Genomic DNA, 25,951 nt, shown 5'->3' with positions numbered 1-25,951 from the left:
CATCGGCCCCACTTCTTGTTCAGTCCAGTCTGTTTCAGTATGTAGGCGCCCAAAGCCAAGGGCCCACACGCTGAAAAGGATCTGAGCATGTTCAAACTCGCAGGACTTACCCTCGTCACCTTCGCCCTGAGCGCCGCCGCCCATGCCGATGTCGACCTGAAGCTGGGCAGTACCGAGCGCGTCACCCGGCTTTTCGCTTATCCCAACAACTGCAACGTGATCTGCTTTCGCAACTGGACGCTGGAGCAAACCGTCGAGCATTACCTGAGCCAAAGCGTCAAGCGCGATGGCTACAGCGCGGCGAAAGTGCTGGTCAAAACCGACAACGGTCAGCTCTATGCCGAAATCAGCGGCGTTCCCGACGGTTACGAAAAACCGTTGGCGGCCCTGCTCGACGCTGGCGATCTGGCCTACACCGGTGCCAGCAAGTTGAACGCCGACGGCAAGTGGGCCTTCAGCTGGAATCTGTTCCTGCCATTGGGCATGGCCCTGGAAAACCGCAAGAGCGTCGAATTGCTGCACTTCCCGCCGGACTATTCGCTGACCCAGGCTCAGGATTACCTGAGGTCAGCCACCACCGATCGTTGGGCCACGCTGCTTACCGACAACGGCATCCCCGCCGAACAGACGCCGGGCTACCAGACCATCATCGACATTGCTCCGATTGCCGCGCCGTCCAGCGCCGGCAAGGACCTGGAAGGCGTCTACGACTACTTCAAGGACTACCAGACCACCATGGTCAAGGACGTCAGCCAGAACGCCAGTGGCGCGGCATTGCCCATGGTCGCCTTTGGGGCGCCGGTGCGTAACTGGATCAAGCAGCAATATGGCCCGACCGTGAACGTCCTGGGGCTGGCGACCATCAGCCCGAGCGAAGGGGTCAAGGTGCCGGTGCTGGGTTCCAACCACCCGAGTTACATCTGGTACGCCGCCAATCCGGACAGTTACGGCGGCGACGATGCCCAGGCCCAGGCTGACGCCGCCGGGCTGAAAATCATGGGCCAGGATTTGAGCGCTGCCTGCTGGCAGGCCGGGATGGGCAGCAAACCGGGCAGCGACCCGAACGTCCAGCTCCAAAGCTGCACCCAGACCTGGCAGGTGACCCGCAAAGAAAAAACCTGCGAGCTGTTCTACACCTCGATCCGCAGCCTGACGCCTGAACAGGCCGTGGCCAAATGCGCGACGACCCCGATCAAGTCCCAGCTCACACAGCTCAAGGCCCCTGTGCCGGTGCGTGCGAATTCTGCGACCAATCTATAAGGATCAGCGCCTTTGCAGCGCAAGCCGTGGCTGACGCGGCAAAGCGCGCCTTCCCCCTGTCAGTTTTGACAGTAGACCGATGGAATTTTTTGCGAGAGGCTTGTGGCGTAACCGTGTTGCAGGGCTGACAGGAGGTCAGCTGAAGATGTCGCAGCACTCCACCGACAAGGAATGTTATGAAAGCCCACGCCGAGCACGGAATGCCCCCACCGCCATTCAAGGGCATCTATCCCTTTGCAGAGTTGCCTCTTCGTCTCGGATTCCCCTCCAGAGACGACTTTGAAATCATCTGCAATGCTCAGGGCTCGGCACTGGCGGTCATGGCACTGCGCGAGTTTCCGCGCATCAGCCGGATCTGCCGGGTATCCGGCCACTTGTTGCCCTATCGCTGCCGACATACGCGTCAGCTGGCGCCGGGGATCCATGTTTACGACCCGCGCTTCTGTGGCTTGCTGAGCCATTGCTGCGACCCCAACGTCTTTCTCGACATGAGCGAGTTATGGTTATGGGCGCTCAAGGACATCAAGAAAGGTGATCGACTGACGATGGATTTCGCCGCGACGGAAGACAAGCTGCAGCGGCAGTTTGCCTGCCGCTGCGGCTGTCCCGGCTGCCGAGGCTGGATCATCGGCTACGATGAGTCACCGAATGACAATGGCCGGCAGTTTCTTCAACACTGGCATCGACCAGGTCGCGGTTGAAGGCTTTTACAATGCCTCGACCGGACGCAGACGGTACTGCGGCGGCAACTGCTCGAAACCGCTGATGGTCGTGTTCAGGCTTTTCCATCGACCGTCCTTGATGCCATAGATGCAGCCGTGGATCGACAGTTTCTGCCCGCGGTGCCAGGCGTTTTGCACAATGCTGGTATGCCCGACGTTCGCCACTTGCTGGATCACGTTGAGTTCGCAAAGGCGGTCGACCCGCTCTTCTTCGGTCGGCAATTCGGCGAGCTCTTCGCGTTTTTCATAGTACAGATCGCGAATCGAGCGCAGCCAGCCGTCGATCAGGCCCAACTGGCGATCCTGCATCGAGGCGCGCACACCGCCACAGCCATAGTGGCCGGTGACGAGGATGTGTTTGACCTTGAGCACGTCGACCGCGTACTGGATCACCGACAGGCAATTGAGGTCAGTGTGCAGCACCACGTTGGCCACGTTACGGTGGACGAACAAGTCGCCGGGCAGCATGCCAACAATCTCGTTCGCCGGCACACGGGCATCGGAGCAGCCGATCCACAGGTATTCCGGCGTCTGTTGGCGAGCCAGCTTGGAGAAGAAGTCCGGATCTTCCTGTTTGATCGCTTCGGCCCAGCGTTCGTTGTTATCAATCAGATCTTGTAATTCGTTCATGCAATGAAGCCTCGTGAATGATGCGCTGATTTGACAGACAACCGCCCGTCGGGGTCACGCGCGAGATACAGATTGCAGGTGATGCATATTACCGGTGTTCCAGCCCGGCGGAATTCTGGGCAGCCCAGTGGGTCCACCGTAGTAAGGCCCACAGTATGAGGAATTACCATGACTGATACACGACGTCCGTTCGATGCGGTGCAACCCGAGCCCATTGACGACAACGAAGACCGCATGGGTTCGATGCATGAGCTGGATTTCGATGAAGAAGAACCGAGCGCCAAAATCGGCGACGAGTTGCCGCAAGCCGAGCGCGAGCGTCTGATGCCCCGGGAGCGAGTGCAGGAAGCCGGCATGACCGGGGCCTCGACCGATGACCATGAATCTACCGACGACGATATGAGCCCGGAGACCTTGATCCGCGAAGACGGTGCGCGGGATGCTCAAGAGGCCGGTGAAGGTGACCCGGCGGATTGGGATTTGAGCATTGTCGATGAAGACGATATTGGCGGGGGCAATGGGCTGGATGAGGAGGAGATGGCGCGGCGGGATCCGATGGATGGTAAACGTTGATTTTCTTCGTCTGTTAAGACGCATTCGCGGGCAAGCCTCGCTCCTGCAGGATTGGTGTCGGACACAACATGTGAGACCGACGCCCCCCCTGTAGGAGCGAGGCTTGCCCGCGAAGCTTTCAGGATTCAATCGACCAAGGTGCAGGCCATGACCACTGCATCTTCGCGCCCACCCACCGCCGGGTAGTAATCCCGCCGACGCCCGATCTCGTTAAATCCATACCGCTCATACAACCGGAATGCCGACCGGTTACTGTCGCGCACTTCCAGGAAACACTCCCGCGCCTCGGCCTCGTAGGCAATCGACATCAGGTGCTCCAGCAGCGTCAAACCCAGGCCACGCCCCTGATTCTCCGGTTTGACAGTGATATTCAGCAGATGCGCTTCATCGAGAATGATCTGCACCACGCCATGACCGACCTGCTGCTGCCCTTCGAACATCAGCCAGATCTGGTACTTGCCCAGGCCATCGAGAAAAATCCCGCGGGTCCAGGGATGGCTATAGGCCGCGTATTCGATTTTCAGTACGGCGTCCAGGTCCGCCTCGGTCATCGGGCGGAACGATACAGCGTCACTCATTGGGTTCTTTCCAGCGCGCCATCAGCCGACGCATGGCTTGCCAGACATCAGCCTTACGCTGTGGCTCTTCCATTAATAGTTCCAGACCCGGCAGGGCCCAGACCGGGCCCAGGCCTTCGACCTGGAGTTCACGATTGAATGCTTCGGCATTCGCTTCACCGGCAAATCGTATCGCTGGCAGGCCGATCAGCCACAGGCAGACACACGGGGCGTCCTCCAGCCGGGCCGAAACAAACCCTTGCACAAAATCACGGGCGGCTTCCGGGCCCTGGTCCATGGTGCCGCGGGCCAGCAGCGGCCAGCGCACCGGCTCGCCGACGATTTGCGGGCTGTCCGGCAGACCGGCGGCGCGCAGCATGTCCTTGAGCAGCAGATAGGCAGGATCCCGTGCCTGGAATGTTTCGCCTGTGGGTAACTCCACCAGCACCAGGCAGCGACCGGCCCGCAGCAATTGCAGGGCGAAGCGTGGCGGCGGCACGATCGGCGCCTTGATCGCGACCGGGGCGGCCTCTTCTTCGACCTTGGCGTTCGTGCGCGTGCTGGCCAACGATGGCCGGGGTACCTCGATCTTTACCCGTTCGGCAGGTTTGACCCGCGGTTCCACGGGCGGCTCGGCCACAGGAGCCGGCGTAACCGGGGCGACGACCAAAGGCTCGGGCGTTGCCAGGAGCTCGGGCCGCGAAGGCGCAGCAAAGGGCAATTCGGTGCGCGGCAGCCAGTTGACCACCTGCATGGCGGCCAGATAAGCGCGACGACGGGACTCGATAAGCAAAGGTCGGCCACTTGTGGATAACTGAAAGTGCAGGGATTCTACCGCCCTTCGCCCAAGATCGCCCGCGCTGTTGATCGATAGACTTCACCGATAGTCTTTCCTCCTGTGAAAAAAGGCGACAGCCCATCCCGAGAGTGATTTGCATTGGCCCCGATGCAGTACAATCGCGGCTTTCAATCGTCAGACAGCCGGCCATCCCGATGATCGAACCCAAGCGCGTCTTGCGCGCCCTCGCTGAACACTGGGCTCTACTGGAGCCACTGTGCGAGCACTTCGACCAAGGCACCCTGAGCCTCAACGAATTGCGTTCACAGCTGGCCGCCCAGCAACTGGACAGTACACCGCAGGACATCACCAGCCTGCTGGACGTGTGGATTCGCCTCGACATTCTGGTGCCGGTGGCGAAAAGCCCGAACCGTTTCGAGCTCAATGCGCAGATTCACGATTTCCTCGCTTACCTGCGCCGTGAACACCGCTTGGGCCTGTGCCTGGAAATCGAAGCCTATCTGCGCCATCTCGAGCGTCTGGCCGGGTACATCCAGGACGCGTTCGACATCCGCGACGGCAACGACCTCGCGCGCCAGCTGCGCCTGCTCGACATGCGCGTGCGGGACGTATTGAAGAAGCTCGCCAACGACGAACAGGCCCTGGTGGCCGTCGCCGAACGCGCCAAGACCAGCGACCGGCAGATTCCGCTGCGCCAGCGTTACGCTGAAGTGCTGGCGACTTGGGATGAATATGTCGAGCCGATGATCCAGTTGGTGAACGCCGACGGCGCCTTCGAACAAGGCGTGCGCAAAGTCGAAAACGTGCTGCTGAAGATGCTCACCGAACAGCAGCGTCTCGGGCACCTGGTCGATGATGACATGTTGCTGCGCACCCACGCGCGCATCCTCGAAATGCAGACCAGCGCCCAGCTGACCCTGCGCCACGCCCGCGAACTGCTGCTGCCGCTGCGTGAAGAAGCCCGCCGGCACAATGCCGTGACCCGCGGCGCGGCGCTGGCCCTGGCGGCCATCCGGCGCAAAGGCATCGACGCGGTGCCACAAGCGGCGATGCCGATGTTCACCCGCCCGCAAAGCACCTTCCTCGGCAGCGCCAGTCAGGTCGAAGCCTACGTCTACGCCCTGGCCCGTTTCGAGCCGAAGCCCGCGCGCTTCCCCAAGGCCCACAACACGCACAAAGGCGAAGTGCCGCGCGCGCCCCGCACGGTTCGGGAGATGCTCGAACGCTGCGAAGACGCCCTGCCGATGCCGGACCTGATGACCTGGCTGCTGGAGCAGGAACCGGACGGCGCCACCGACGAATTGCTCTATTGGTTCTCGCGCCTGTCGCGGGAGAAACGCTTTAAACGCGAGCGTCTGGAACGCCGCGATTACCACACTCATGAGCACCAGGTCAGCCTGCGCTCCTTCGCCCTGCTCTCGGCCCGCGACAGCGCCGAGGATTCTGCGAGCACCCCTTATGCATCTTGATCTATCCGAACTGTCTCAGCTGGCACCGATCTTTCGCGAGCTGTTCAAGGGCTACCACGTCAGCCGTCGCGATCCTGAACTGTACGCGCAGCTGTCGAACTTCCAGGATCAGTACCGCACGCTGTTCAAGGCCTTGGGCTTTGAGCTGGTCTGCGACACCCGTGGTTTTTACTACTTCGTGCCGGACCTTGCCGCTGCGGCGGTGAACAAGACCGCGCAACGCCTGGCGCTGTTCACCTTCATCCTGGTCGAGCATTTGGCCGACCAGGGCCGCGACCCGGTCGCCGTGCTCGACGGTGGCAGCCTTGGCCGTGATGAATTGCCGTCGTTGCTGGAAAAGTACCGCGACCTGTTCATCCAGGCCGAAGTGCAGACAGTCGAAGAGCTCGAAGAAAAAATCATGCGCCGCATGACCCAGCTCGGTTTCGCCGGCGAAGAAAACGGCATCTACCGATTCCTGCCGCCGATGCATCGCTTCCTCGACGTTTGCCTGTCGGTGCAGCAGGACCGTGATCTGGCGGCCAGCCTGCACAGCGTGCTGCCATTGCCGGCACCGGTGCTGATCGATGACGACAGCGATGAAAAGCTGCTGGAAACCGATGACCCGCTGGACCTCACTGACTTCGAGGAAGAAAACGAAGAAGACGCCCTGGCTCGCGCCATCGCCGAAGAACAGGAGACCGAAGCATGAGCAAGGAACGCTACGGCATTCGCCGCTTTGCCCTTTTGAATACCGCCGGTTACAGCCTCGGCCTGTTCCCGCTGGAAGAACCGCTGTCGGTGTATGGCGCGAACAACCTCGGTAAATCCGCCTCGATCAACGCTTTGCAGTTCCCGATCCTGGCGCGCATGTCGGACATGAGTTTCGGCAAGTACAGCCTGGAACAATCCCGGCGCTTCTACTTCGCTTCGGACACCAGCTACATTCTGGTCGAAGTCTCGTTGCCCCACGGCCCGCATGTGATCGGTGTCGTCGGCCGCGGCCCCGGCGGCGGTTTCGGTCACCAGTTCTTTGCCTACGCCGGCAAGCTGGACCTGGCCCATTATCAGAAAAACGACACCTGTCTGCGCCAGAAAGAGTTGTTCACCAACCTCGAGCGCGAAGGCCTGAAAGCCTACGAACTCAAACCGGATGAACTGCGTCGGCTGCTGGTCGGCGGTCACACCTCGATCCCGCTGGACCTGACGTTGATCCCGCTGCGCTCCACCAGCGAGCAAAGCCTGAAGACCTTCCGCGCCCTGTTCATCAACCTGTTGCACATGCGCGAAATCACCGCGGCCAAGCTCAAGCAGCTGTTCCTCGATGCCTTCGAACACAGCCTGCGTTCCGGCAGCGTGGATTACATTGCCGCGTGCGAAGAAGCCTTCCGCGACGTAAGACGCATGGAGCAGGACTACAACTCGCTGGTCGCGGCCGGCCCGCTGGTCGAGGCCTTGGCCAACGGCGTGAAACAACGGGACACCCTGCGCGGCAAACTGCACCGGCTCTCGCCATTGCTCGATTCACTGCTCGGCACCTGGTCGGATTACGCCGGTGCGCGCAAGGAAGAGCTAACGATCCAGGCCGAGCACTACCGCAACGAGCAGGATGCCCTGCAAAACGATCAGCGCGGCGGCACTCAGGAGCTGATGCGCCTGGAGCGGGAAATCGCCGGCATCCAGCGCTGGCTCGGCGAATTGTCGGTGCTCAAGCATCGCTTCGCCCTGGTCGATGACGTCAAAGTCCTCGAGCAGCAATTGCTCGCGGCCAAGGACGCCCACGATGAACTCGCCGGCGCACTGGCGCAGTCGCGACAGTTCAGTGCCGAAGACCTCGACGAGCGTCTGCGGGATCTGGAAAAACGCCTGAAGTCGGTCAGGCAGCAACTCGATCACGCCGACAACAACAGTTACGCCCGTCTGCGCGAAGAGTTCTCGCAACAGGATGTCGAACGCCTGATGCGCCTGTTCAACAGCGCCTTGTTCAGCCTGCCGCTGGGCGAGCACGGCATCACGCTGGATGAAGACGGTGCCTGGGTCAAATCCCTGGAACTGATCCTCGACGGCTTCAAGGGCGAGCGCTTCGAAGTGCCGGGCCTGTCCATCGACATCTCGCACATCGAGCCACCCGCACTGCAAGCCTTGGCTGACCGCGCGGCGTTGCGCGATCAGAAAGAGCGACTGGAAAAAGAGCTCAAGCAGCTTAAAACCCAGGCGGCCGTAGCGGCCGACCGCGCGGCGAGCAAGACCCAGACCGAAGCCCTGTACCAGCAAGTGCTGGATGCACAGAAAGCCCTGGAAGATTTCCGTCGCGCGCAAACCCTGAGCGCCGAAGAAGGCGACAAGCTGGAACAGCTTGCACAATTGGAAGCCGCGCAGGACGAGTTGAAGCGTTCCAGCGATGCCTTCACCGAGCGCGTCCAGCAACTGTCGGCCAAGCTGCAACTGGTCGGCCGGCAGATCGGCGACATGGAAGCCAAGCAACGCACCCTCGACGACGCCTTGCGCCGCCGTCAGTTGTTACCGGCCGACCTGCCGTTCGGCACGCCGTTCATGGACCCGGTCGACGATTCCATGGACAACCTGCTGCCGCTGCTCAACGACTATCAGGACAGCTGGCAGGGCCTGCTGCGCAGCGACGGTCAGATCGAGGCGCTCTATGCGCAGGTTCGCCTCAAGGGCGTGGCCAAGTTCGACAGCGAAGACGACATGGAACGTCGCCTGCAATTGCTGATCAATGCCTACGCGCACCGTACCGACGAAGCCCTGACCCTCGGCAAGGCCCGCCGTGCGGCCGTGACCGACATCGCCCGGACCCTGCGCAATATCCGCAGCGACTACGACAGCCTCGAACATCAACTGGCGCTGTTCAACCGCGAGATCAACAAGCGTCAGGTGTCTAACCTGCAGAGCTTCCGCATCGTGCTCGCGCCGAACAAGGAAGCGCTCAAGCACATTGACCAGATCATCCACAGCGCTGGCCAGTATGAGGAAGGCGAAACCCTTTCCGTGTTCGACCTGAACCAGAGTGCCGATCAGGACAACAAGAACGAAGAAGCCAAGGAATACCTGGCGCGGCTGGTGGCGGCGAATCACAACCAGCTCGGGCTCAAGGACTTGTTCGAACTGGCATTCGAGATCACCAAGGTCAATGGCCAGCCAGTGATCCATACCGACATCGACGGCGCGGCGTCCAATGGCACCACGATGACGATCAAGGCGCTGACCAACATGTACTTGTTGCTGCACTTGATGGACCGCGACCAGGCCGGGCGCGTGCGCCTGCCCTACTACCTCGACGAGGCGGCGGACATCGATGAGAAGAACCAGGCAGCGCTGCTGGAAACCAGTCTGCAACTGGGCTTCGTGCCGATTCTGGCCAGCGTGAAGCCGCAGGTCTGCGCCAGTGTGGCCATCGACCTGGAAGGTGGCAGCGGGCCGAACGGGATCTATATCGACGAGGAGGACTGGAAGTACATTCGTCGACATGATGAGGTGAAGCCCGCCGTCGTTGTCGAAGCCGATGAGCCGGAGCTGGATGCGGTCTGATCTGCATTAGATGTTTGGCAATAAAAAAGGCCGCGATCGAATGGATCGCGGCCTTTTTTTGATGGCCGGCAAGCGCACCTGTAGGAACCAGGCTTGCCGGCGAAAGCGATCTTGAATACGCCTTCGCCGGCAAGCCTGGCTCCTACCTGCCGATCGCGATCTTCGGCGCCCAGGTCAGCCATTCCTCTTCAAAATTGTCGAACAACGGGAACGTCTGCTCAGGTCGCGCCGGGCTGCCCATGCGCTCACCGTCCGGCGTGGCAAAAGCGATGCCGCCCTGAATCAGCGTCTCCAGCGATTCGGTTCGCATCGTCGCGCCCTTGAACAATCCGTAGTCGAAACCGAAGCCACTGGCGTTCCAGAAACGCGTACCGCTACGCACCAACGGCGCATATTTCGGCTCGATCAGAATGCGCACCAACACCCGATCAGCGGTCTGGCCCAGTTCATAACCTGTCACTTTGCCCACGGTGATCTCACGGTACGTCACCGGCACCCCGGTTTTCAGCGAACCACGGCGCGCCGCGCTCAAGACCAGGCTCAAGCCGGCTTCCTGTCTGGCCGATTCCGGCGGATTGGCCAGGGCCACGAAGTTCTTTTGCGGCCCCAGGTTTTTTGCCGCCGGCTGCACTTCGATGTACTGCCCGGTGACCAGGGTTTCAAGGTTGGAGGTCTTGATCAGCCCCAGTTCAGGCTTGACCACCCAGAACTGACTGCCAGCCCGGGCAATACGCTCTGGCACTTCAGTAATGCGCGCCGTCAGCAGTACCGATTGCAGGTCTTCGCTGAGATCGACGTCTTCAATCTTGCCGACATCCAGGCCTTTGAAACGAATCGGCGTGCCGCTGCGCAAGCCATCGGCGCGATCTACCTTGATCGTGACCACCGTGCCTTTCTGATTGGCTTCTTCGCGGTTGGCGTGCAGACGGAAGCGTGGAATCCGCTTCTGCAATGGCGCTGTTGCCTGCGGCGTCTCGAAGGCAATGCCGCCAGCCATCAGGCTCTGCAGCGATTCACTTTTGACCTGGATTCCGCCAGTCAGCCCACCGGTGAGGGTAATGCCACTGGCATTCCAGAACCGGGTCGAGGCGTTGACCAGGCCTTCGTATTCCTTCTCGATGTGGACGCCGATCACCAACTGTTTTTTGGTCCGTGAGAACTGATAGCTCTGGACCGAACCGACCTTGACCTGCTTGTAGAGAATCGGGCTGCCGACGTCCAGCGACCCCAGGTTTTCGGTGAACAGCACCAGGTGCAGCCCCGGCGAACGCAAGTCGAGCGGCGGCGCCTTGGGCCGTGCGACGAATTCGCGTTGCGGTGCGGCGCCCTTGTCGCCGGGACGCACGGCGATGTAGTTACCCTTGACCAAGGCTTCCAGGCCGGTAATACCGGCGAGGGAGATCGACGGTTTGACCACCCAGAACTGAGTGCCGTCCACCAGGTAATCCTCGGCGAGGGGATCGAGGGTCAACTCGGCACTGGCGGCGGACAGATCCGGATCGATCTTCAACGCTTTCAGCGTGCCGACCTGGATGCCTTTGTACATCACGGGCGTACGACCGGCCTGCAGACCTTCGAAGTCACTGAGTTTAACCTTGACCCGAATACCGGCCGCAGCGGCATCGAAGTCTTCGTACAGACGGAACGGCAAGCTCGGATCGGTGGCCGGGCTGTCCTTGCGATTCTCCGGCGTGGCGAACGCGATACCGCCGGCGACAATGCTGGCAAGGGACTCGCTGCGCACTTTCACGCCCGACAGGTTGGCGTCGATGCTGATGCCGCTGGCATTCCAGAAACGCGTGTGTTTGCGCACCAGCTTGGCGTAGGTCGGTTCGATAAAGACTTTGAGTTCGACGGTGCCTTGATCCTCGGACAGCAGGTAGCTTTTGACCTGCCCGACCCTGATCTGCTTGTAGAACACCGGGCTGCCGCGGTTCAGCGAGCCGAGACGATCAGCCTTGATGGTCAGGTGCAGACCGGGCTGCGCATCGGACAGCGGCGGTTCTTCGGCCAGCGCCTTGAACTTGCGAGTCGGTTCGCCTTCACCGGGGCTGATCGCGACGTAGTTACCCGACACCAGGGTTTCCAGGCCGGTGATACCGGCCAGGGTCACGCTCGGCTTGACCAGCCAGAAGCGTGTGCTGGTCCTGAGGTATTGCTCGACATCCTTGTTCATCTCGACGGTGGCGATGACGCCTTTGGAGGTGCCTTCGTCGTCGAGTTTGAGGGTTTTTACCTTACCGACGGACATGCCTTTGTATACGACCTCGGTCTTGTTGGCCTGGATGCCTTCACCACTTTCGAAACGCACCTGAATCTCGATGCCCGTCTCGTTGTAGGCACGCCAGCCAAGCCAGCCGCCGATGATCAAGGCGATCAGGGGCAACACCCAGATAGCGGACCAGTTCGAGGCCGGTCGGGTTTTTGCTGTAGGCAAATCAGTCATGGTCGTCATCCGACTCCGTGTTATCCCAAATCAGTCGGGGATCGAAAGTAACGGCGGCAAGCATCGTCAGAATCACCACACTGGCGAAAGCGATGGCGCCAAGATTGGCTTCGACGCTGGCAAGCCGTCCGAAATTCACAACCGCCACCAGGATGGCGATCACGAAGATATCCAGCATCGACCAGCGGCCGATGAACTCGATAAAGCGGTACATCCAGATCCGTTGACGGGCCGAGAGCGGCTGGTGGCGTTGCACCGAAAACAACAGCAGTGCAATGCCCACCAACTTGAACGTCGGCACCAGAATGCTCGCGATAAACACCACCGCCGCAATGGGAATCATCCCGTGCTGAACCAGCTGGATCACCCCGGACATGATGGTGCTGGGATCGCCTTTGCCCAAGGAGCTGACGGTCATGATCGGCAGTACATTGGCTGGGATGTAGAGCACCGCCGCGGTGATCAGCAACGCCCAGGTGCGCACCACACTGTTCGGGCGGCGCGCGTGAACCAGCGCACCACAACGGGTGCAGGCCTGCTCGTCGGTGTCAGCTTCCTGCTTGTTCAATTCATGGCATTCGGCGCAAATCAGAATGCCCGCATCAATCGCCCGCATGGGCATCCTCTCCTGATAAAGCCTGCCAGATCTGATGGGGCGACATCACCACCTCCAGCCAGACCTGGACCAACAACAAACCGATAAAGCACGCCAGGCCGAGGCCGACGGTAACGGCCGCCATATCGGCCAGCTTGACGATCGCCACCAGCACGCCCATGAGGTAGACCTCAAGCATCCCCCAGTCGCGAAGATGGTGATAAATGCGGTAGATCAACAAGCCGTAGCTGCGTCCGACATCAAAACGAATACTGAGCAGTACGGCCAGTTGGCAGAGCAGCTTGATCAAGGGGATTGCCATGCTGCACAGGAACACAATCACCGAAACACTCTGCATGCCGGAATCAAAAAGACCGACGACGCCACTCCAGACCGTATCGTTCGACGATTGCCCGAGTAGATTGAGCTGCATGATGGGTAAAAAGTTCGCCGGGACAAACAACACCAGGGCGGCGATGACCAACGCCAGGCTGCGCTGAACGACGTTGTGCCGATGGGCGTAGAGTTCGTAACCGCAGCGCGGACACAGGGCCTTTTCATCATGGGCGAGCTCGGGCTTGCGCATCAGCAAGTCGCACTCATGACAGGCCACCAAGTCTTCCAGTGGTAATTCTGACAGCCCGAGGGCGTCAACCGGATCTGGCATAAAGGCTCTGGCTCCGAAAAAGTTGGATCTATTCTAGTGTCATGGATGGAAAATAACTGTGCAAATTTGTGCTGTAACTGAAAGCCACTTTCCGGCGGCCAAAAACAAAACCCCTACCTGCATACGCAGATAGGGGTTTCGGAATTTAATCTTGACGATGACCTACTCTCACATGGGGAAACCCCACACTACCATCGGCGATGCATCGTTTCACTGCTGAGTTCGGGATGGGATCAGGTGGTTCCAATGCTCTATGGTCGTCAAGAAATTCGGGGGTACTGAACCGTCTTTCGACGTGTCAGCAAATTGGGTATGTAATAGATTTGTGTGTTGCTGGCGAACTTTCGGTTCATTGCGTCTTCACACACCGCAATCTGGTGCTCTTACGAGCAAGCAAATTGCTTGGGTGTTATATGGTCAAGCCTCACGGGCAATTAGTATTGGTTAGCTCAACGCCTCACAGCGCTTACACACCCAACCTATCAACGTCGTAGTCTTCGACGGCCCTTCAGGGGACTCAAGGTCCCAGTGAGATCTCATCTTGAGGCTAGTTTCCCGCTTAGATGCTTTCAGCGGTTATCTATTCCGAACATAGCTACCCGGCAATGCCACTGGCGTGACAACCGGAACACCAGAGGTTCGTCCACTCCGGTCCTCTCGTACTAGGAGCAGCCCCTCTCAAATCTCAAACGTCCACGGCAGATAGGGACCGAACTGTCTCACGACGTTCTAAACCCAGCTCGCGTACCACTTTAAATGGCGAACAGCCATACCCTTGGGACCGGCTTCAGCCCCAGGATGTGATGAGCCGACATCGAGGTGCCAAACACCGCCGTCGATATGAACTCTTGGCGGTATCAGCCTGTTATCCCCGGAGTACCTTTTATCCGTTGAGCGATGGCCCTTCCATACAGAACCACCGGATCACTAAGACCTACTTTCGTACCTGCTCGACGTGTCTGTCTCGCAGTCAAGCGCGCTTTTGCCTTTATACTCTACGACCGATTTCCGACCGGTCTGAGCGCACCTTCGTACTCCTCCGTTACTCTTTAGGAGGAGACCGCCCCAGTCAAACTACCCACCATACACTGTCCTCGATCCGGATAACGGACCTGAGTTAGAACCTCAAAGTTGCCAGGGTGGTATTTCAAGGTTGGCTCCACGCGAACTGGCGTCCACGCTTCAAAGCCTCCCACCTATCCTACACAAGCAAATTCAAAGTCCAGTGCAAAGCTATAGTAAAGGTTCACGGGGTCTTTCCGTCTAGCCGCGGATACACTGCATCTTCACAGCGATTTCAATTTCACTGAGTCTCGGGTGGAGACAGCGCCGCCATCGTTACGCCATTCGTGCAGGTCGGAACTTACCCGACAAGGAATTTCGCTACCTTAGGACCGTTATAGTTACGGCCGCCGTTTACCGGGGCTTCGATCAAGAGCTTCGCGTTAGCTAACCCCATCAATTAACCTTCCGGCACCGGGCAGGCGTCACACCCTATACGTCCACTTTCGTGTTTGCAGAGTGCTGTGTTTTTAATAAACAGTCGCAGCGGCCTGGTATCTTCGACCGGCATGGGCTTACGCAGTAAATGCTTCACCCTCACCGGCGCACCTTCTCCCGAAGTTACGGTGCCATTTTGCCTAGTTCCTTCACCCGAGTTCTCTCAAGCGCCTTGGTATTCTCTACCCAACCACCTGTGTCGGTTTGGGGTACGGTTCCTGGTTACCTGAAGCTTAGAAGCTTTTCTTGGAAGCATGGCATCAACCACTTCGTGTTCTAAAAGAACACTCGTCATCAGCTCTCGGCCTTAGAATCCCGGATTTACCTAAGATTCCAGCCTACCACCTTAAACTTGGACAACCAACGCCAAGCTGGCCTAGCCTTCTCCGTCCCTCCATCGCAATAACCAGAAGTACAGGAATATTAACCTGTTTTCCATCGACTACGCTTTTCAGCCTCGCCTTAGGGACCGACTAACCCTGCGTCGATTAACGTTGCGCAGGAAACCTTGGTCTTTCGGCGTGGGTGTTTTTCACACCCATTGTCGTTACTCATGTCAGCATTCGCACTTCTGATACCTCCAGCAAGCTTCTCAACTCACCTTCACAGGCTTACAGAACGCTCCTCTACCGCATCACCTAAGTGATACCCGTAGCTTCGGTGTATGGTTTGAGCCCCGTTACATCTTCCGCGCAGGCCGACTCGACTAGTGAGCTATTACGCTTTCTTTAAAGGGTGGCTGCTTCTAAGCCAACCTCCTAGCTGTCTAAGCCTTCCCACATCGTTTCCCACTTAACCATAACTTTGGGACCTTAGCTGACGGTCTGGGTTGTTTCCCTTTTCACGACGGACGTTAGCACCCGCCGTGTGTCTCCCATGCTCGGCACTTGTAGGTATTCGGAGTTTGCATCGGTTTGGTAAGTCGGGATGACCCCCTAGCCGAAACAGTGCTCTACCCCCTACAGTGATACATGAGGCGCTACCTAAATAGCTTTCGAGGAGAACCAGCTATCTCCGAGCTTGATTAGCCTTTCACTCCGATCCACAGGTCATCCGCTAACTTTTCAACGGTAGTCGGTTCGGTCCTCCAGTTAGTGTTACCCAACCTTCAACCTGCCCATGGATAGATCGCCCGGTTTCGGGTCTATTCCCAGCGACTAGACGCCCTATTAAGACTCGCTTTCGCTACGCCTCCCCTATTCGGTTAAGCTCGCCACTGAAAATAAGTCGCTGACCCATTATACAAAAGGTACGCAGTCACCTAACAAAGTAGGCTCCCACTGCTTGTACGCATACGGTTTCAGGATCTATTTCACTCCCCTCTCCGGGGTTCTTTTCGCCTTTCCCTCACGGTACTAGTTCACTATCGGTCAGTCAGTAGTATTTAGCCTTGGAGGATGGTCCCCCCATATTCAGACAAAGTTTCTCGTGCTCCGTCCTACTCGATTTCATGACTAAGAGATTTTCGCGTACAGGGCTATCACCCACTATGGCCGCACTTTCCAGAGCGTTCCGCTAATCTCAAAGCCACTTAAGGGCTAGTCCCCGTTCGCTCGCCACTACTAAGGGAATCTCGGTTGATTTCTTTTCCTCAGGGTACTTAGATGTTTCAGTTCCCCTGGTTCGCTTCTTAAGCCTATGTATTCAGCTTAAGATACCTAACTTATGTTAGGTGGGTTCCCCCATTCAGACATCTCCGGATCAAAGTCTGTTTGCCGACTCCCCGAAGCTTTTCGCAGGCTACCACGTCTTTCATCGCCTCTGACTGCCAAGGCATCCACCGTATGCGCTTCTTCACTTGACCATATAACCCCAAGCAATCTGGTTATACTGTGAAGACGACATTCGCCGAAAATTCGCATGCATTGCTCAATTAAGAGCTACTCACAAATTTTACCTTAGCCTGATCCAACACCAGTGAAAGTGTTGTTCAGTCTATCTTTCTATCACATACCCAAATTTTTAAAGAACGATCTAATCAAAGACTAGAAATCAACATTTAGCCTTCATACGAAGGAAATGCTCATTTTAAGCTTTCAACAAACAGAAGCAGTAGTGGTGGAGCCAAACGGGATCGAACCGTTGACCTCCTGCGTGCAAGGCAGGCGCTCTCCCAGCTGAGCTATGGCCCCGTATTTATCTACAGGCGTTTCCCACACAAGCAAAATTGGTGGGTCTGGGCAGATTCGAACTGCCGACCTCACCCTTATCAGGGGTGCGCTCTAACCAACTGAGCTACAGACCCAATTTCGGGCTGCTTTATATCGTCTTCTTCAATGAATCAAGCAATTCGTGTGGGAACTTATGGAGCAGCTGATGTCGTCGATTAAGGAGGTGATCCAGCCGCAGGTTCCCCTACGGCTACCTTGTTACGACTTCACCCCAGTCATGAATCACACCGTGGTAACCGTCCTCCCGAAGGTTAGACTAGCTACTTCTGGTGCAACCCACTCCCATGGTGTGACGGGCGGTGTGTACAAGGCCCGGGAACGTATTCACCGCGACATTCTGATTCGCGATTACTAGCGATTCCGACTTCACGCAGTCGAGTTGCAGACTGCGATCCGGACTACGATCGGTTTTCTGGGATTAGCTCCACCTCGCGGCTTGGCAACCCTCTGTACCGACCATTGTAGCACGTGTGTAGCCCAGGCCGTAAGGGCCATGATGACTTGACGTCATCCCCACCTTCCTCCGGTTTGTCACCGGCAGTCTCCTTAGAGTGCCCACCATTACGTGCTGGTAACTAAGGACAAGGGTTGCGCTCGTTACGGGACTTAACCCAACATCTCACGACACGAGCTGACGACAGCCATGCAGCACCTGTCTCAATGTTCCCGAAGGCACCAATCCATCTCTGGAAAGTTCATTGGATGTCAAGGCCTGGTAAGGTTCTTCGCGTTGCTTCGAATTAAACCACATGCTCCACCGCTTGTGCGGGCCCCCGTCAATTCATTTGAGTTTTAACCTTGCGGCCGTACTCCCCAGGCGGTCAACTTAATGCGTTAGCTGCGCCACTAAGAGCTCAAGGCTCCCAACGGCTAGTTGACATCGTTTACGGCGTGGACTACCAGGGTATCTAATCCTGTTTGCTCCCCACGCTTTCGCACCTCAGTGTCAGTATCAGTCCAGGTGGTCGCCTTCGCCACTGGTGTTCCTTCCTATATCTACGCATTTCACCGCTACACAGGAAATTCCACCACCCTCTACCATACTCTAGCTTGTCAGTTTTGAATGCAGTTCCCAGGTTGAGCCCGGGGATTTCACATCCAACTTAACAAACCACCTACGCGCGCTTTACGCCCAGTAATTCCGATTAACGCTTGCACCCTCTGTATTACCGCGGCTGCTGGCACAGAGTTAGCCGGTGCTTATTCTGTCGGTAACGTCAAAACAGATACGTATTAGGTAACTGCCCTTCCTCCCAACTTAAAGTGCTTTACAATCCGAAGACCTTCTTCACACACGCGGCATGGCTGGATCAGGCTTTCGCCATTGTCAATATTCCCCACTGCTGCCTCCCGTAGGAGTCTGGACCGTGTCTCAGTTCCAGTGTGACTGATCATCCTCTCAGACCAGTTACGGATCGTCGCCTTGGTGAGCATTACCTCACCAACTAGCTAATCCGACCTAGGCTCATCTGATAGCGCAAGGCCCGAAGGTCCCCTGCTTTCTCCCGTAGGACGTATGCGGTATTAGCGTCCGTTTCCGAGCGTTATCCCCCACTACCAGGCAGATTCCTAGGCATTACTCACCCGTCCGCCGCTCGCCACCAGGTACAAGTACCCGTGCTGCCGCTCGACTTGCATGTGTTAGGCCTGCCGCCAGCGTTCAATCTGAGCCATGATCAAACTCTTCAGTTCAAACATCTTTGGGTTTTTAAGAAACCCTAAACTTGGCTCAGCAATCGTTGGTTACATCTTTGATTTCTCGCGGAGTAACTTGTGATGCTGATAATCTTGTTGACTATCAGTCTGACTCCACAAGCACCCACACGAATTGCTTGATTCAGTTGTTAAAGAGCGGTTGGTTAAGATCTTTCGTCTCAACCGAGGCGCGCATTCTACGCTTTCCTCTGCTGCTGTCAAGCGGTTATTTTCAGAAGTTTTCAAAGTTTCCTTTGTAACTTCAACCACTTGGCGCTTCCGATCTCTCGTCAGCGGGAGGCGAATTCTACAGCGTTAGTCGCTGCTGTCAACACCTCTTTTTCTCCGCTTTCGACCGAGAAGATCGAACCGTCAACAGAGCCAAACAACACTGCCCTATCAACTCCTTCTGGGCCTCGATGACCTGAAGCAACTCGCTGTCTAAAACTACGTAACTCTTTGTTTACCAAGGAGTTTTCCGTTTCGACTGCGCCGGAAGTGGGGCGAATTATAGACTTCCAGAATCTGCCGTCAAGCCTTTATTACGCCTTTCGTGCAGAAGGTGTCTTTTTAGTGATTAATCGCGGGATTCGACGGGCAACCGGTGGCAATCGCAGCACTAATAGCAATGCACCTATAGAGGCATAGATCGCCCACTCCTTCAGGTCGGCGCGCACGATCCATAGCATGTGCAGTAGTCCAAGCCCGAGAATCACATAAGCCAGGCGATGCAGTTTCTTCCAGCGCGCACCCAAACGCCGCTGACTGTAACGATTGGAGGTCACCGCCAATGCCAGCAAACAGAGAAAGCCCAGCGCCCCGACAATAATGTACGGCCGCTTGCGCAACTCGACACCCAGCTGCGACCAATCGAAGCCGAGGATGAACGCCAGATAACCACTCAGATGCAACACCACGTAGGCGAAACACCACAATCCCAGTTGTCGCCGAACAGCAACCCACCCCGCCCAACCGGTGAGTTTCTGCAGCGGCGTCATGCTCAAAGTAATCAGCAGCAGAATCAACGTCCCCAAGCCCTGGCGGTCAACCAGCACCTTGCCCGGATCAGGCCCCAGCACATCCGCCCAGGCCTGATACAACCAAAGCAGTGGCCATACCGCGGCGGCGATGAAGACCCCGATTCGCCAGAACGGATATCGCATCAATAATTCTTCCGCAGATCGAGCCCTGTATATAGAGAGGCGACTTCATCCGAGTAGCCGTTGAACATCTGCGTGTCGCGCACGTTTGGCTTGAACAGGCCACTGGGCAACCGTCTTTCACGGGCCTGGGTCCAGCGCGGGTGATCGACCGTGGGATTGACGTTCGCATAGAAGCCATATTCATCCGAGGCAATGCTCTGCCAGGTGGTTTTTGGCTGTTCGCTGACCAGGCTGATCCGCACGATGGATTTGATGCTCTTGAACCCGTACTTCCACGGCACAACCAGACGCAGCGGTGCGCCGTTCTGGTTAGGCAACTCACGCCCATACATGCCCACTGCCAGAATGGCCAAGGGATTCATTGCCTCATCCAGACGCAACCCTTCGACATAAGGCCAATCGATCAAGGCAAAACCGGAGCGCTGCCCCGGCATGGTTTTGGGGTCCTGCAGGGTTTCGAAACGAATGAACCTGGCCTTGGAGGTCGGTTCGACTTCCTTGAGCAAAGCCGAGATGGGAAAACCGATCCACGGGATGACCATCGACCAGGCTTCCACGCACCGAAGACGGTAAATGCGCTCTTCCAGCTGATAGGGCTTCATGAAGTCCTCAAGCTCATACCGCCCCGGCTTACCCACTTCACCGTCCACCACCACACTCCAGGGTTCGGTCTTCAGCGCACCGGCGTTCGCCGCCGGATCACCTTTATCGGCGCCGAACTCGTAGAAATTGTTGTAGTGGGTTGCATCCTTGAACGGCGTGACCGCTTCATCCTTGACGTTGACCGCCCCCCACTTGGTAGCAGGGAGCTTTTCGGCAAACCAGGAAGGCGCCTTGCCGGGCTCAACGCCTGGATAACGTTCAGCATCGGCGGCATTCGCCCAGCGTGGCAGGCTGCTCACCGCCAGACCGGCGACGGCGGCACCCAGCACATTGCGTCGAGAGAGATAGAAGGGTTCGGGCGTGACGTCCGACTCATGACAGTCAGACGCCTTGGGGACTTTGATCAGCATGACAACTCCGCAGCATTGGAGGACCTATGTACCAATAGACTGCGGAGTATGGGGGAAATTACAGGTTCTTGTGCCGACGAAGTCGTAACAGATATTGCACCGGACCAGAGGCTGCATAAGCGAGGAAAACCAGCAGCAAAATGCGCGGCGGATCACTGAACACGACAGCAAACACCAGGACCACGGCGAGGATCGCCACGAACGGCACCCGCCCCTTCAAGTCCAGCTCCTTGAAGCTGTTGTACTTGATGTTGCTGACCATCAACATGCCCGCCGCCGCGACCATCAGCGCCACCAGGAAGGACATCTTGGAACCCTGGATGCCGTAGTCGCTGAACGCCCAGACGATGCCCGCGACCACACCCGCGGCTGCCGGACTGGCCAGGCCGATGAAGTAGCGTTTGTCCGCGGTGCCGACCTGGGTGTTGAAACGCGCCAGGCGCAAGGCCGCGCCTGCGACATAGATGAACGCAACCATCCAGCCGACCTTGCCCATATCGCCCAAGGCCCAGCCAAATGCCAGCAAAGCCGGCGCAACACCAAAGGCAACCATGTCCGACAGCGAGTCGTACTCGGCACCGAAGGCGCTCTGGGTATTGGTCATCCGGGCAACGCGACCGTCGAGGCCGTCGAGCACCATGGCGACGAAAATGGCGATCGCGGCAAAGGCAAAATACTTGCTCGCGCCGATCGTATCACCGGCACTCAAGGCGCTCTGGGCGCTCATCGAGTTGATGATGGAATAAAACCCGGCGAACAGGTTCGCCGTGGTGAACAGGTTCGGCAGAAGATAGATACCACGATGCCGGACTTTACGGCCTTCAGCGTCATGCCCTTCCTCGATATGTTCATCGATGGGCAGCAGGCTTTCGGCGTCAGAAGCCTGGTTTGGCTCTTCGGGACGTTCGCTCATGGACATTACCTTGCAACGGTGTGGAAAGTTTTGACAGGTGTCTGGGACGAGGGTTCGGCCGCAGACGATGCAGCTTTATACCAGAACCGGCCCGCCAAACGAAAAAACGCGGCCTAGGCCGCGTTTTCCGTACAAGTGCGCGACTTAGTTTTTGGCTTTGTCGACGATCTTGTTGGCACCGATCCACGGCATCATGGAGCGCAGTTGCTCGCCGATGATTTCGATACCGTGAGCGGCGTTGTTACGACGCTTGGCGGTCATCGAAGGGTAGTTGCTGGCACCTTCGGCAATGAACATTTTGGCGTATTCGCCGTCCTGAATACGTTTCAGGGCGTTGCGCATGGCCTGACGGGACTCGGCGTTGATGATTTCCGGGCCAGTCACGTACTCGCCGTACTCGGCGTTATTGGAGATCGAGTAGTTCATGTTGGCGATACCGCCTTCGTACATGAGGTCAACGATCAGCTTCAGTTCGTGCAGGCATTCGAAGTAGGCCATTTCCGGCGCGTAGCCAGCTTCAACCAAGGTTTCGAAGCCGGCTTTGACCAGCTCGACGGTACCGCCACACAGAACGGCTTGCTCGCCGAACAGGTCGGTTTCGGTCTCGTCCTTGAAGGTGGTTTCGATGATGCCGGTACGACCGCCACCAACGCCGGCGGCGTAGGACAGTGCAACGTTTTTGGCGTTGCCCGAAGCATCCTGGTAGATAGCGATCAGGTCAGGGATACCGCCGCCTTTGACGAACTCGGAACGCACGGTGTGGCCCGGTGCTTTCGGCGCGATCATGATCACGTCGAGGTCAGCGCGCGGAACAACCTGGTTGTAGTGGATCGCGAAACCGTGGGAGAAGGCCAGGGTGGCGCCTTGCTTGATGTTCGGCTCGATTTCGTTTTTGTACAAAGCGGACTGGAACTCGTCCGGGGTCAGGATCATGACCAGGTCGGCAGCGGCTACAGCGGAAGCAACGTCAGTCACTTTCAGGCCATGAGCTTCGGCTTTGGCAACGGTGGCCGAACCTTTACGCAGGCCAACGGTAACGTCAACGCCGGAGTCTTTCAGGTTGCACGCTTGAGCGTGGCCCTGGGAACCGTAACCGATGATGGCAACTTTCTTGCCCTGGATGATCGACAGGTCGCAGTCTTTTTCGTAATAAACTTTCATGAAATTCCCCTATATATCCAGGCCGTTCAGGCCATTCGCTAATTTGGTTTAGATGCTGAGTACTTTGTCGCCGCGGGCAATACCGGTTACGCCGCTGCGGACGGTTTCCAGGATCGAGGCGGTGCCAATGGACTGAATGAAGCTGTCGAGCTTGTCGCTGGTACCGGTCAGTTGAACGGTATACACGCTGGCGCTGACATCGACGATCTGTCCACGATAAATATCGGTGGTGCGCTTGATCTCGGCGCGCTGGGCGCCGGTGGCCTTGACCTTGACCAGCATCAGTTCGCGCTCGATGTGAGCACTTTCCGACAGGTCGACCAGCTTGACCACTTCGATCAGTTTGTTCAGGTTCTTGGTGATCTGCTCGATCACTTCATCGTGACCCACAGTGGTCAGCGTCAGACGCGACAAAGTCGGGTCTTCGGTCGGCGCCACAGTCAGGCTTTCGATGTTGTAGTTGCGCTGCGAGAACAGGCCGACTACACGAGACAGAGCGCCGGGTTCGTTTTCCAGAAGCAAGGAAATAATGTGCCGCATGATTAAGTACGCTCCGTCTTGCTCAGCCACATATCGCGCATGGAGCCGTCTTTGATCTGCATCGGGTAGACGTGCTCGCTGGTGTCGACCGAAATATCGATCACCACCAGGCGATCCTTCATGGCGAATGCCTCTTCCATCTTCGACTTCAAATCCTTGGAGTCGGTGATGCGCATGCCGACGTGACCATAGGCCTCTGCCAGCTTGACGAAATCAGGCAGCGATTCCATGTAGGAGTGCGAATGACGGCTACCATAACTCATGTCCTGCCACTGGCGAACCATACCCAGCACGCCGTTGTTCAGGATGACGATCTTTACCGGCAAACCGTATTGCAGGCAGGTCGACAGTTCCTGAATGTTCATCTGGATGCTGCCCTCGCCCGTGACACAGGCGACGTCGTCATCCGGAAAGTTCAGCTTGATGCCCATGGCCGCCGGGAAACCGAAGCCCATGGTGCCCAGGCCACCGGAATTGATCCAGCGGTTGGGCTTGTTGAACTTGTAGTATTGCGCGGCGAACATCTGGTGCTGGCCCACGTCGGAGGCAACAAAGGCATCGCCCTTGGTCACTTCGCACAGGGTTTCGATCACGGTCTGCGGCTTGATGACGCTGCCGTCGCCCTTGTCATAAGGGAACAGGCCGCGATCACCACGCCATTCATCGACCTGCTTCCACCAGCTGGCAACGGACTCCTTGTTCGGGGTCTCGCCGATTTCCTTGAGGATCGCGACCATTTCGGTCAGGACGCTCTCCACCGGACCGACGATAGGCACGTCCGCCTTGATGGTCTTGGAAATCGAAGCCGGGTCGATGTCGATGTGAATGATCTTGGCATTCGGGCAGAACTTCGCCGGGCCATTGATCACGCGGTCGTCAAACCGCGCGCCGACCGCAAGGATCACGTCGGCATGGTGCATTGCCAGGTTGGCCGTGTAGCTGCCATGCATGCCGAGCATGCCGATGAACTGACGGTCGGTACCAGGGTAGGCACCCAGGCCCATCAGCGTATTGGTCACGGGCAGGTTGAGCAGCTTCGCCAATTCTGTCAGCGGCGCGGAGCCACCACCGAGGATCACGCCGCCGCCTGCGTACATCACAGGACGCTTGGCCGCCAGGAGCATTTCGGCTGCCTTGCGGATTTGCCCGGAGTGACCGCGAACGGCCGGGCTGTAGGAACGCAGCTTGGCTTTCTTCGGGAAGATGTATTCGAACTTCTCGGCCGGGTTGGTCATGTCTTTCGGAATATCGACAACGACCGGACCAGGACGACCGGATTGCGCCAGGTAGAACGCTTTCTTCATGACTTCCGGGATTTCCGAAGCGTGCTTGATCATGAAGCTGTGCTTCACGATCGGCCGGGAGATACCGATCATGTCGGTTTCCTGGAACGCATCGGTGCCTACCATGGTGCTAGGCACCTGGCCGGAAATGACCACCATCGGAATGGAGTCCATGTAGGCCGTGGCAATACCGGTGATGGCGTTGGTTGCGCCCGGGCCCGAGGTCACCAGTACCACGCCGGCTTTACCGGTGGCACGGGCATAGCCGTCGGCCATATGGGTCGCAGCCTGCTCGTGACGAACCAGGATGTGGGTCACTTCCGGTTCTTTGAACAGGGCATCGTAGACATGAAGAAGAGCACCACCCGGGTACCCGTAGATGTACTTGACGCCTTCGTCACGCAAAAAGCGGACGAGCATCTCACCGCCAGATAAAAGCTCCACGTTGTTCACCTCTAAAACGCCAGAATACCGTCCACTCACAGAGGACGGGTCTTAATAGGTTTACTTCTCGGCAGAGCATGAGCGACGGTGGTCGCCGACTACGTCAGCACTGACTGAGCAAGTATTGGGATCGTCCCAAGTGTTGCGGGGCTTTCCCACCCAGCGCGAGGTAACGCGTTGCGGGTGTAACAGGTCGGCGCGGATGTGCGCCTCATGATCTGCCGAGTGGGTCTGCTTCTGGCAGTCCCTCTACAGCGGACTTTGGATTCTTCTGTTTCGTCCTCTGCAAGTCAAGTCGTCTATGTGCTTTATTGAACCAAGTACATGAGAAAGCAAGAAAAAACCGCTAAACAGCCACTGTGTTAGCTTCAATTGCGCAACCCAAGACAAGGAAATGACATGCGAACGTTTTTCCTGGCCATCGGCCTGCTGCTCGGCATGGGCCCTTTATGCATGGCCGGACAGATCTACAAATGGGTCGACGCCCAGGGTGTAACCCATTTCGGTGCGCAGCCGCCCCAGGGTCAGGAAGCCACCAGCGTGGTCACCCCCAGCGTACCTGCCGGCAAACCGCCCACACCGCCGCGCAGCGATGCGATCGGCGATCAGCAGGCCATCGACAAGACAGTGAAAAAGCAGGTCGCCGAGCAGCAGGCCCAGCTGAAAGTGTTCTGCGAGCAGGCGCGGACCAACCTCGCTCAACTGCAGAACAATCCGCGAATACGGGAAGAGATAGACGGTGAAATGCGCCGCCTGACCGATGAAACACGTCAGGAGCGCATTACCGAGGCACAGAAACAGATTGCGGAAAACTGCCAGTAG

At 57.7% G+C, this 25,951-nt stretch carries 19 protein-coding genes, 2 tRNA genes and 3 rRNA genes; 7 read left to right on the top strand and 17 right to left on the bottom strand.

The window, feature by feature from the left end; translation table 11 throughout:
• Window positions 1-87: 87 nt before the first annotated feature.
• Together PMA3_RS03690 and PMA3_RS03685 are read left to right on the top strand one after the other, a co-directional pair.
• A complete protein-coding gene (locus tag PMA3_RS03690) occupies window positions 88-1,260 on the top strand; it encodes a hypothetical protein (RefSeq protein WP_064675900.1) in 1,173 nt (390 codons plus the stop codon).
• A 176-nt stretch (window positions 1,261-1,436) separates the two neighbouring features.
• Window positions 1,437-1,961, top strand: coding sequence for an SET domain-containing protein (locus PMA3_RS03685; protein ID WP_064675899.1), 525 nt, complete (start codon window positions 1,437-1,439; stop codon window positions 1,959-1,961).
• A gap of 6 nt (window positions 1,962-1,967) precedes the next feature.
• Here PMA3_RS03685 and can read toward each other — a convergent pair whose 3' ends face one another.
• The gene (gene can, locus PMA3_RS03680; protein ID WP_064675898.1) at window positions 1,968-2,612 is read right to left on the bottom strand and encodes a carbonate dehydratase; all 645 of its coding nucleotides are present in this window, start codon (window positions 2,610-2,612) and stop codon (window positions 1,968-1,970) included.
• A 168-nt stretch (window positions 2,613-2,780) separates the two neighbouring features.
• Between can and PMA3_RS03675 the strand changes: the two genes are divergently transcribed.
• The gene (locus tag PMA3_RS03675; RefSeq protein ID WP_064675897.1) at window positions 2,781-3,185 is read left to right on the top strand and encodes a hypothetical protein; all 405 of its coding nucleotides are present in this window, start codon (window positions 2,781-2,783) and stop codon (window positions 3,183-3,185) included.
• Window positions 3,186-3,310: 125 nt separating this feature from the next.
• Here PMA3_RS03675 and rimI read toward each other — a convergent pair whose 3' ends face one another.
• Together rimI and PMA3_RS03665 are read right to left on the bottom strand one after the other, a co-directional pair.
• The gene (gene rimI, locus PMA3_RS03670; RefSeq protein WP_064675896.1) at window positions 3,311-3,763 is read right to left on the bottom strand and encodes a ribosomal protein S18-alanine N-acetyltransferase; all 453 of its coding nucleotides are present in this window, start codon (window positions 3,761-3,763) and stop codon (window positions 3,311-3,313) included.
• Window positions 3,756-4,496 (bottom strand): hypothetical protein, encoded by a 741-nt coding sequence (locus PMA3_RS03665; RefSeq protein WP_064675895.1) that lies wholly within the window; start codon window positions 4,494-4,496, stop codon window positions 3,756-3,758. The genes rimI and PMA3_RS03665 overlap by 8 nt, the downstream gene beginning before the upstream one ends.
• 239 nt (window positions 4,497-4,735) lie before the next feature.
• Here PMA3_RS03665 and mksB point away from each other — a divergent pair, with 239 nt between their 5' ends.
• Genes mksB through mksF form a run of 3 tightly spaced genes read left to right on the top strand, consistent with a single transcriptional unit; the run spans window position 4,736 to window position 9,538 of the window.
• Entirely contained in the window at window positions 4,736-6,010 is a 1,275-nt protein-coding gene (gene mksB / locus PMA3_RS03660; protein ID WP_064675894.1) for an Mks condensin complex protein MksB, read from the top strand.
• A complete protein-coding gene (gene mksE / locus PMA3_RS03655; RefSeq protein ID WP_064675893.1) occupies window positions 6,000-6,701 on the top strand; it encodes an Mks condensin complex protein MksE in 702 nt (233 codons plus the stop codon). The genes mksB and mksE overlap by 11 nt, the downstream gene beginning before the upstream one ends.
• Window positions 6,698-9,538 (top strand): Mks condensin complex protein MksF, encoded by a 2,841-nt coding sequence (mksF, locus tag PMA3_RS03650; protein ID WP_064675892.1) that lies wholly within the window; start codon window positions 6,698-6,700, stop codon window positions 9,536-9,538. The genes mksE and mksF overlap by 4 nt, the downstream gene beginning before the upstream one ends.
• A gap of 142 nt (window positions 9,539-9,680) precedes the next feature.
• Here the strand turns inward: mksF and PMA3_RS03645 are convergent, their stop codons facing one another.
• The 14 genes from PMA3_RS03645 to PMA3_RS03580 all read right to left on the bottom strand — a co-directional run bounded on the left by PMA3_RS03645 (window position 9,681) and on the right by PMA3_RS03580 (window position 25,129).
• On the bottom strand, window positions 9,681-11,984 hold the full coding sequence (locus tag PMA3_RS03645) for a PqiB family protein (RefSeq protein WP_064680609.1): 2,304 nt from the start codon (window positions 11,982-11,984) through the stop codon (window positions 9,681-9,683).
• Window positions 11,977-12,600: a paraquat-inducible protein A gene (locus PMA3_RS03640; protein ID WP_064675891.1), complete on the bottom strand. Its 624-nt coding sequence runs from the start codon at window positions 12,598-12,600 to the stop codon at window positions 11,977-11,979. The genes PMA3_RS03645 and PMA3_RS03640 overlap by 8 nt, the downstream gene beginning before the upstream one ends.
• Window positions 12,587-13,246 carry a paraquat-inducible protein A gene (locus PMA3_RS03635; RefSeq protein WP_064675890.1) on the bottom strand — a complete coding sequence of 220 codons (660 nt, stop codon included), beginning with the start codon at window positions 13,244-13,246 and terminating at the stop codon, window positions 12,587-12,589. The genes PMA3_RS03640 and PMA3_RS03635 overlap by 14 nt, the downstream gene beginning before the upstream one ends.
• 149 nt (window positions 13,247-13,395) lie before the next feature.
• A 5S ribosomal RNA gene (rrf, locus tag PMA3_RS03630) occupies window positions 13,396-13,511 on the bottom strand.
• 148 nt (window positions 13,512-13,659) lie between these two features.
• Window positions 13,660-16,550 (bottom strand): 23S ribosomal RNA (locus PMA3_RS03625).
• Window positions 16,551-16,802: 252 nt separating this feature from the next.
• Window positions 16,803-16,878 (bottom strand) — tRNA-Ala (locus tag PMA3_RS03620).
• Between the two features lie 36 nt (window positions 16,879-16,914).
• Window positions 16,915-16,991: transfer RNA gene (locus tag PMA3_RS03615), tRNA-Ile, on the bottom strand.
• An 82-nt stretch (window positions 16,992-17,073) separates the two neighbouring features.
• A 16S ribosomal RNA gene (locus PMA3_RS03610) occupies window positions 17,074-18,609 on the bottom strand.
• Together the 16S, 23S and 5S rRNA genes with 2 tRNA genes alongside form the textbook arrangement of a ribosomal RNA operon.
• 545 nt (window positions 18,610-19,154) lie before the next feature.
• Window positions 19,155-19,775, bottom strand: a complete 621-nt coding sequence (gene msrQ, locus PMA3_RS03605) for a protein-methionine-sulfoxide reductase heme-binding subunit MsrQ (protein ID WP_064675889.1) — start codon at window positions 19,773-19,775, stop codon at window positions 19,155-19,157.
• Window positions 19,775-20,788 (bottom strand): protein-methionine-sulfoxide reductase catalytic subunit MsrP, encoded by a 1,014-nt coding sequence (msrP, locus tag PMA3_RS03600; RefSeq protein ID WP_064675888.1) that lies wholly within the window; start codon window positions 20,786-20,788, stop codon window positions 19,775-19,777. Before msrP ends, msrQ begins: the two co-directional genes overlap by 1 nt.
• A gap of 58 nt (window positions 20,789-20,846) precedes the next feature.
• Window positions 20,847-21,701 (bottom strand): CDP-diacylglycerol--serine O-phosphatidyltransferase, encoded by an 855-nt coding sequence (pssA, locus tag PMA3_RS03595; RefSeq protein WP_064675887.1) that lies wholly within the window; start codon window positions 21,699-21,701, stop codon window positions 20,847-20,849.
• Window positions 21,702-21,845: 144 nt separating this feature from the next.
• Window positions 21,846-22,862, bottom strand: a complete 1,017-nt coding sequence (ilvC, locus tag PMA3_RS03590) for a ketol-acid reductoisomerase (protein ID WP_064675886.1) — start codon at window positions 22,860-22,862, stop codon at window positions 21,846-21,848.
• A 48-nt stretch (window positions 22,863-22,910) separates the two neighbouring features.
• Window positions 22,911-23,402, bottom strand: a complete 492-nt coding sequence (gene ilvN, locus PMA3_RS03585; protein ID WP_003176102.1) for an acetolactate synthase small subunit — start codon at window positions 23,400-23,402, stop codon at window positions 22,911-22,913.
• 2 nt (window positions 23,403-23,404) lie between these two features.
• A complete protein-coding gene (locus tag PMA3_RS03580) occupies window positions 23,405-25,129 on the bottom strand; it encodes an acetolactate synthase 3 large subunit (protein ID WP_064680608.1) in 1,725 nt (574 codons plus the stop codon).
• A 399-nt stretch (window positions 25,130-25,528) separates the two neighbouring features.
• Here PMA3_RS03580 and PMA3_RS03575 point away from each other — a divergent pair, with 399 nt between their 5' ends.
• Window positions 25,529-25,951, top strand: a complete 423-nt coding sequence (locus PMA3_RS03575) for a DUF4124 domain-containing protein (protein WP_064675885.1) — start codon at window positions 25,529-25,531, stop codon at window positions 25,949-25,951.

It is taken from the genome of Pseudomonas silesiensis (assembly GCF_001661075.1).
In the GTDB taxonomy this organism is placed as follows: domain Bacteria; phylum Pseudomonadota; class Gammaproteobacteria; order Pseudomonadales; family Pseudomonadaceae; genus Aquipseudomonas; species Aquipseudomonas silesiensis.
Note: the sequence above shows the minus strand (reverse complement) of the source record. Positions and strands in the feature narration are given on the sequence as shown.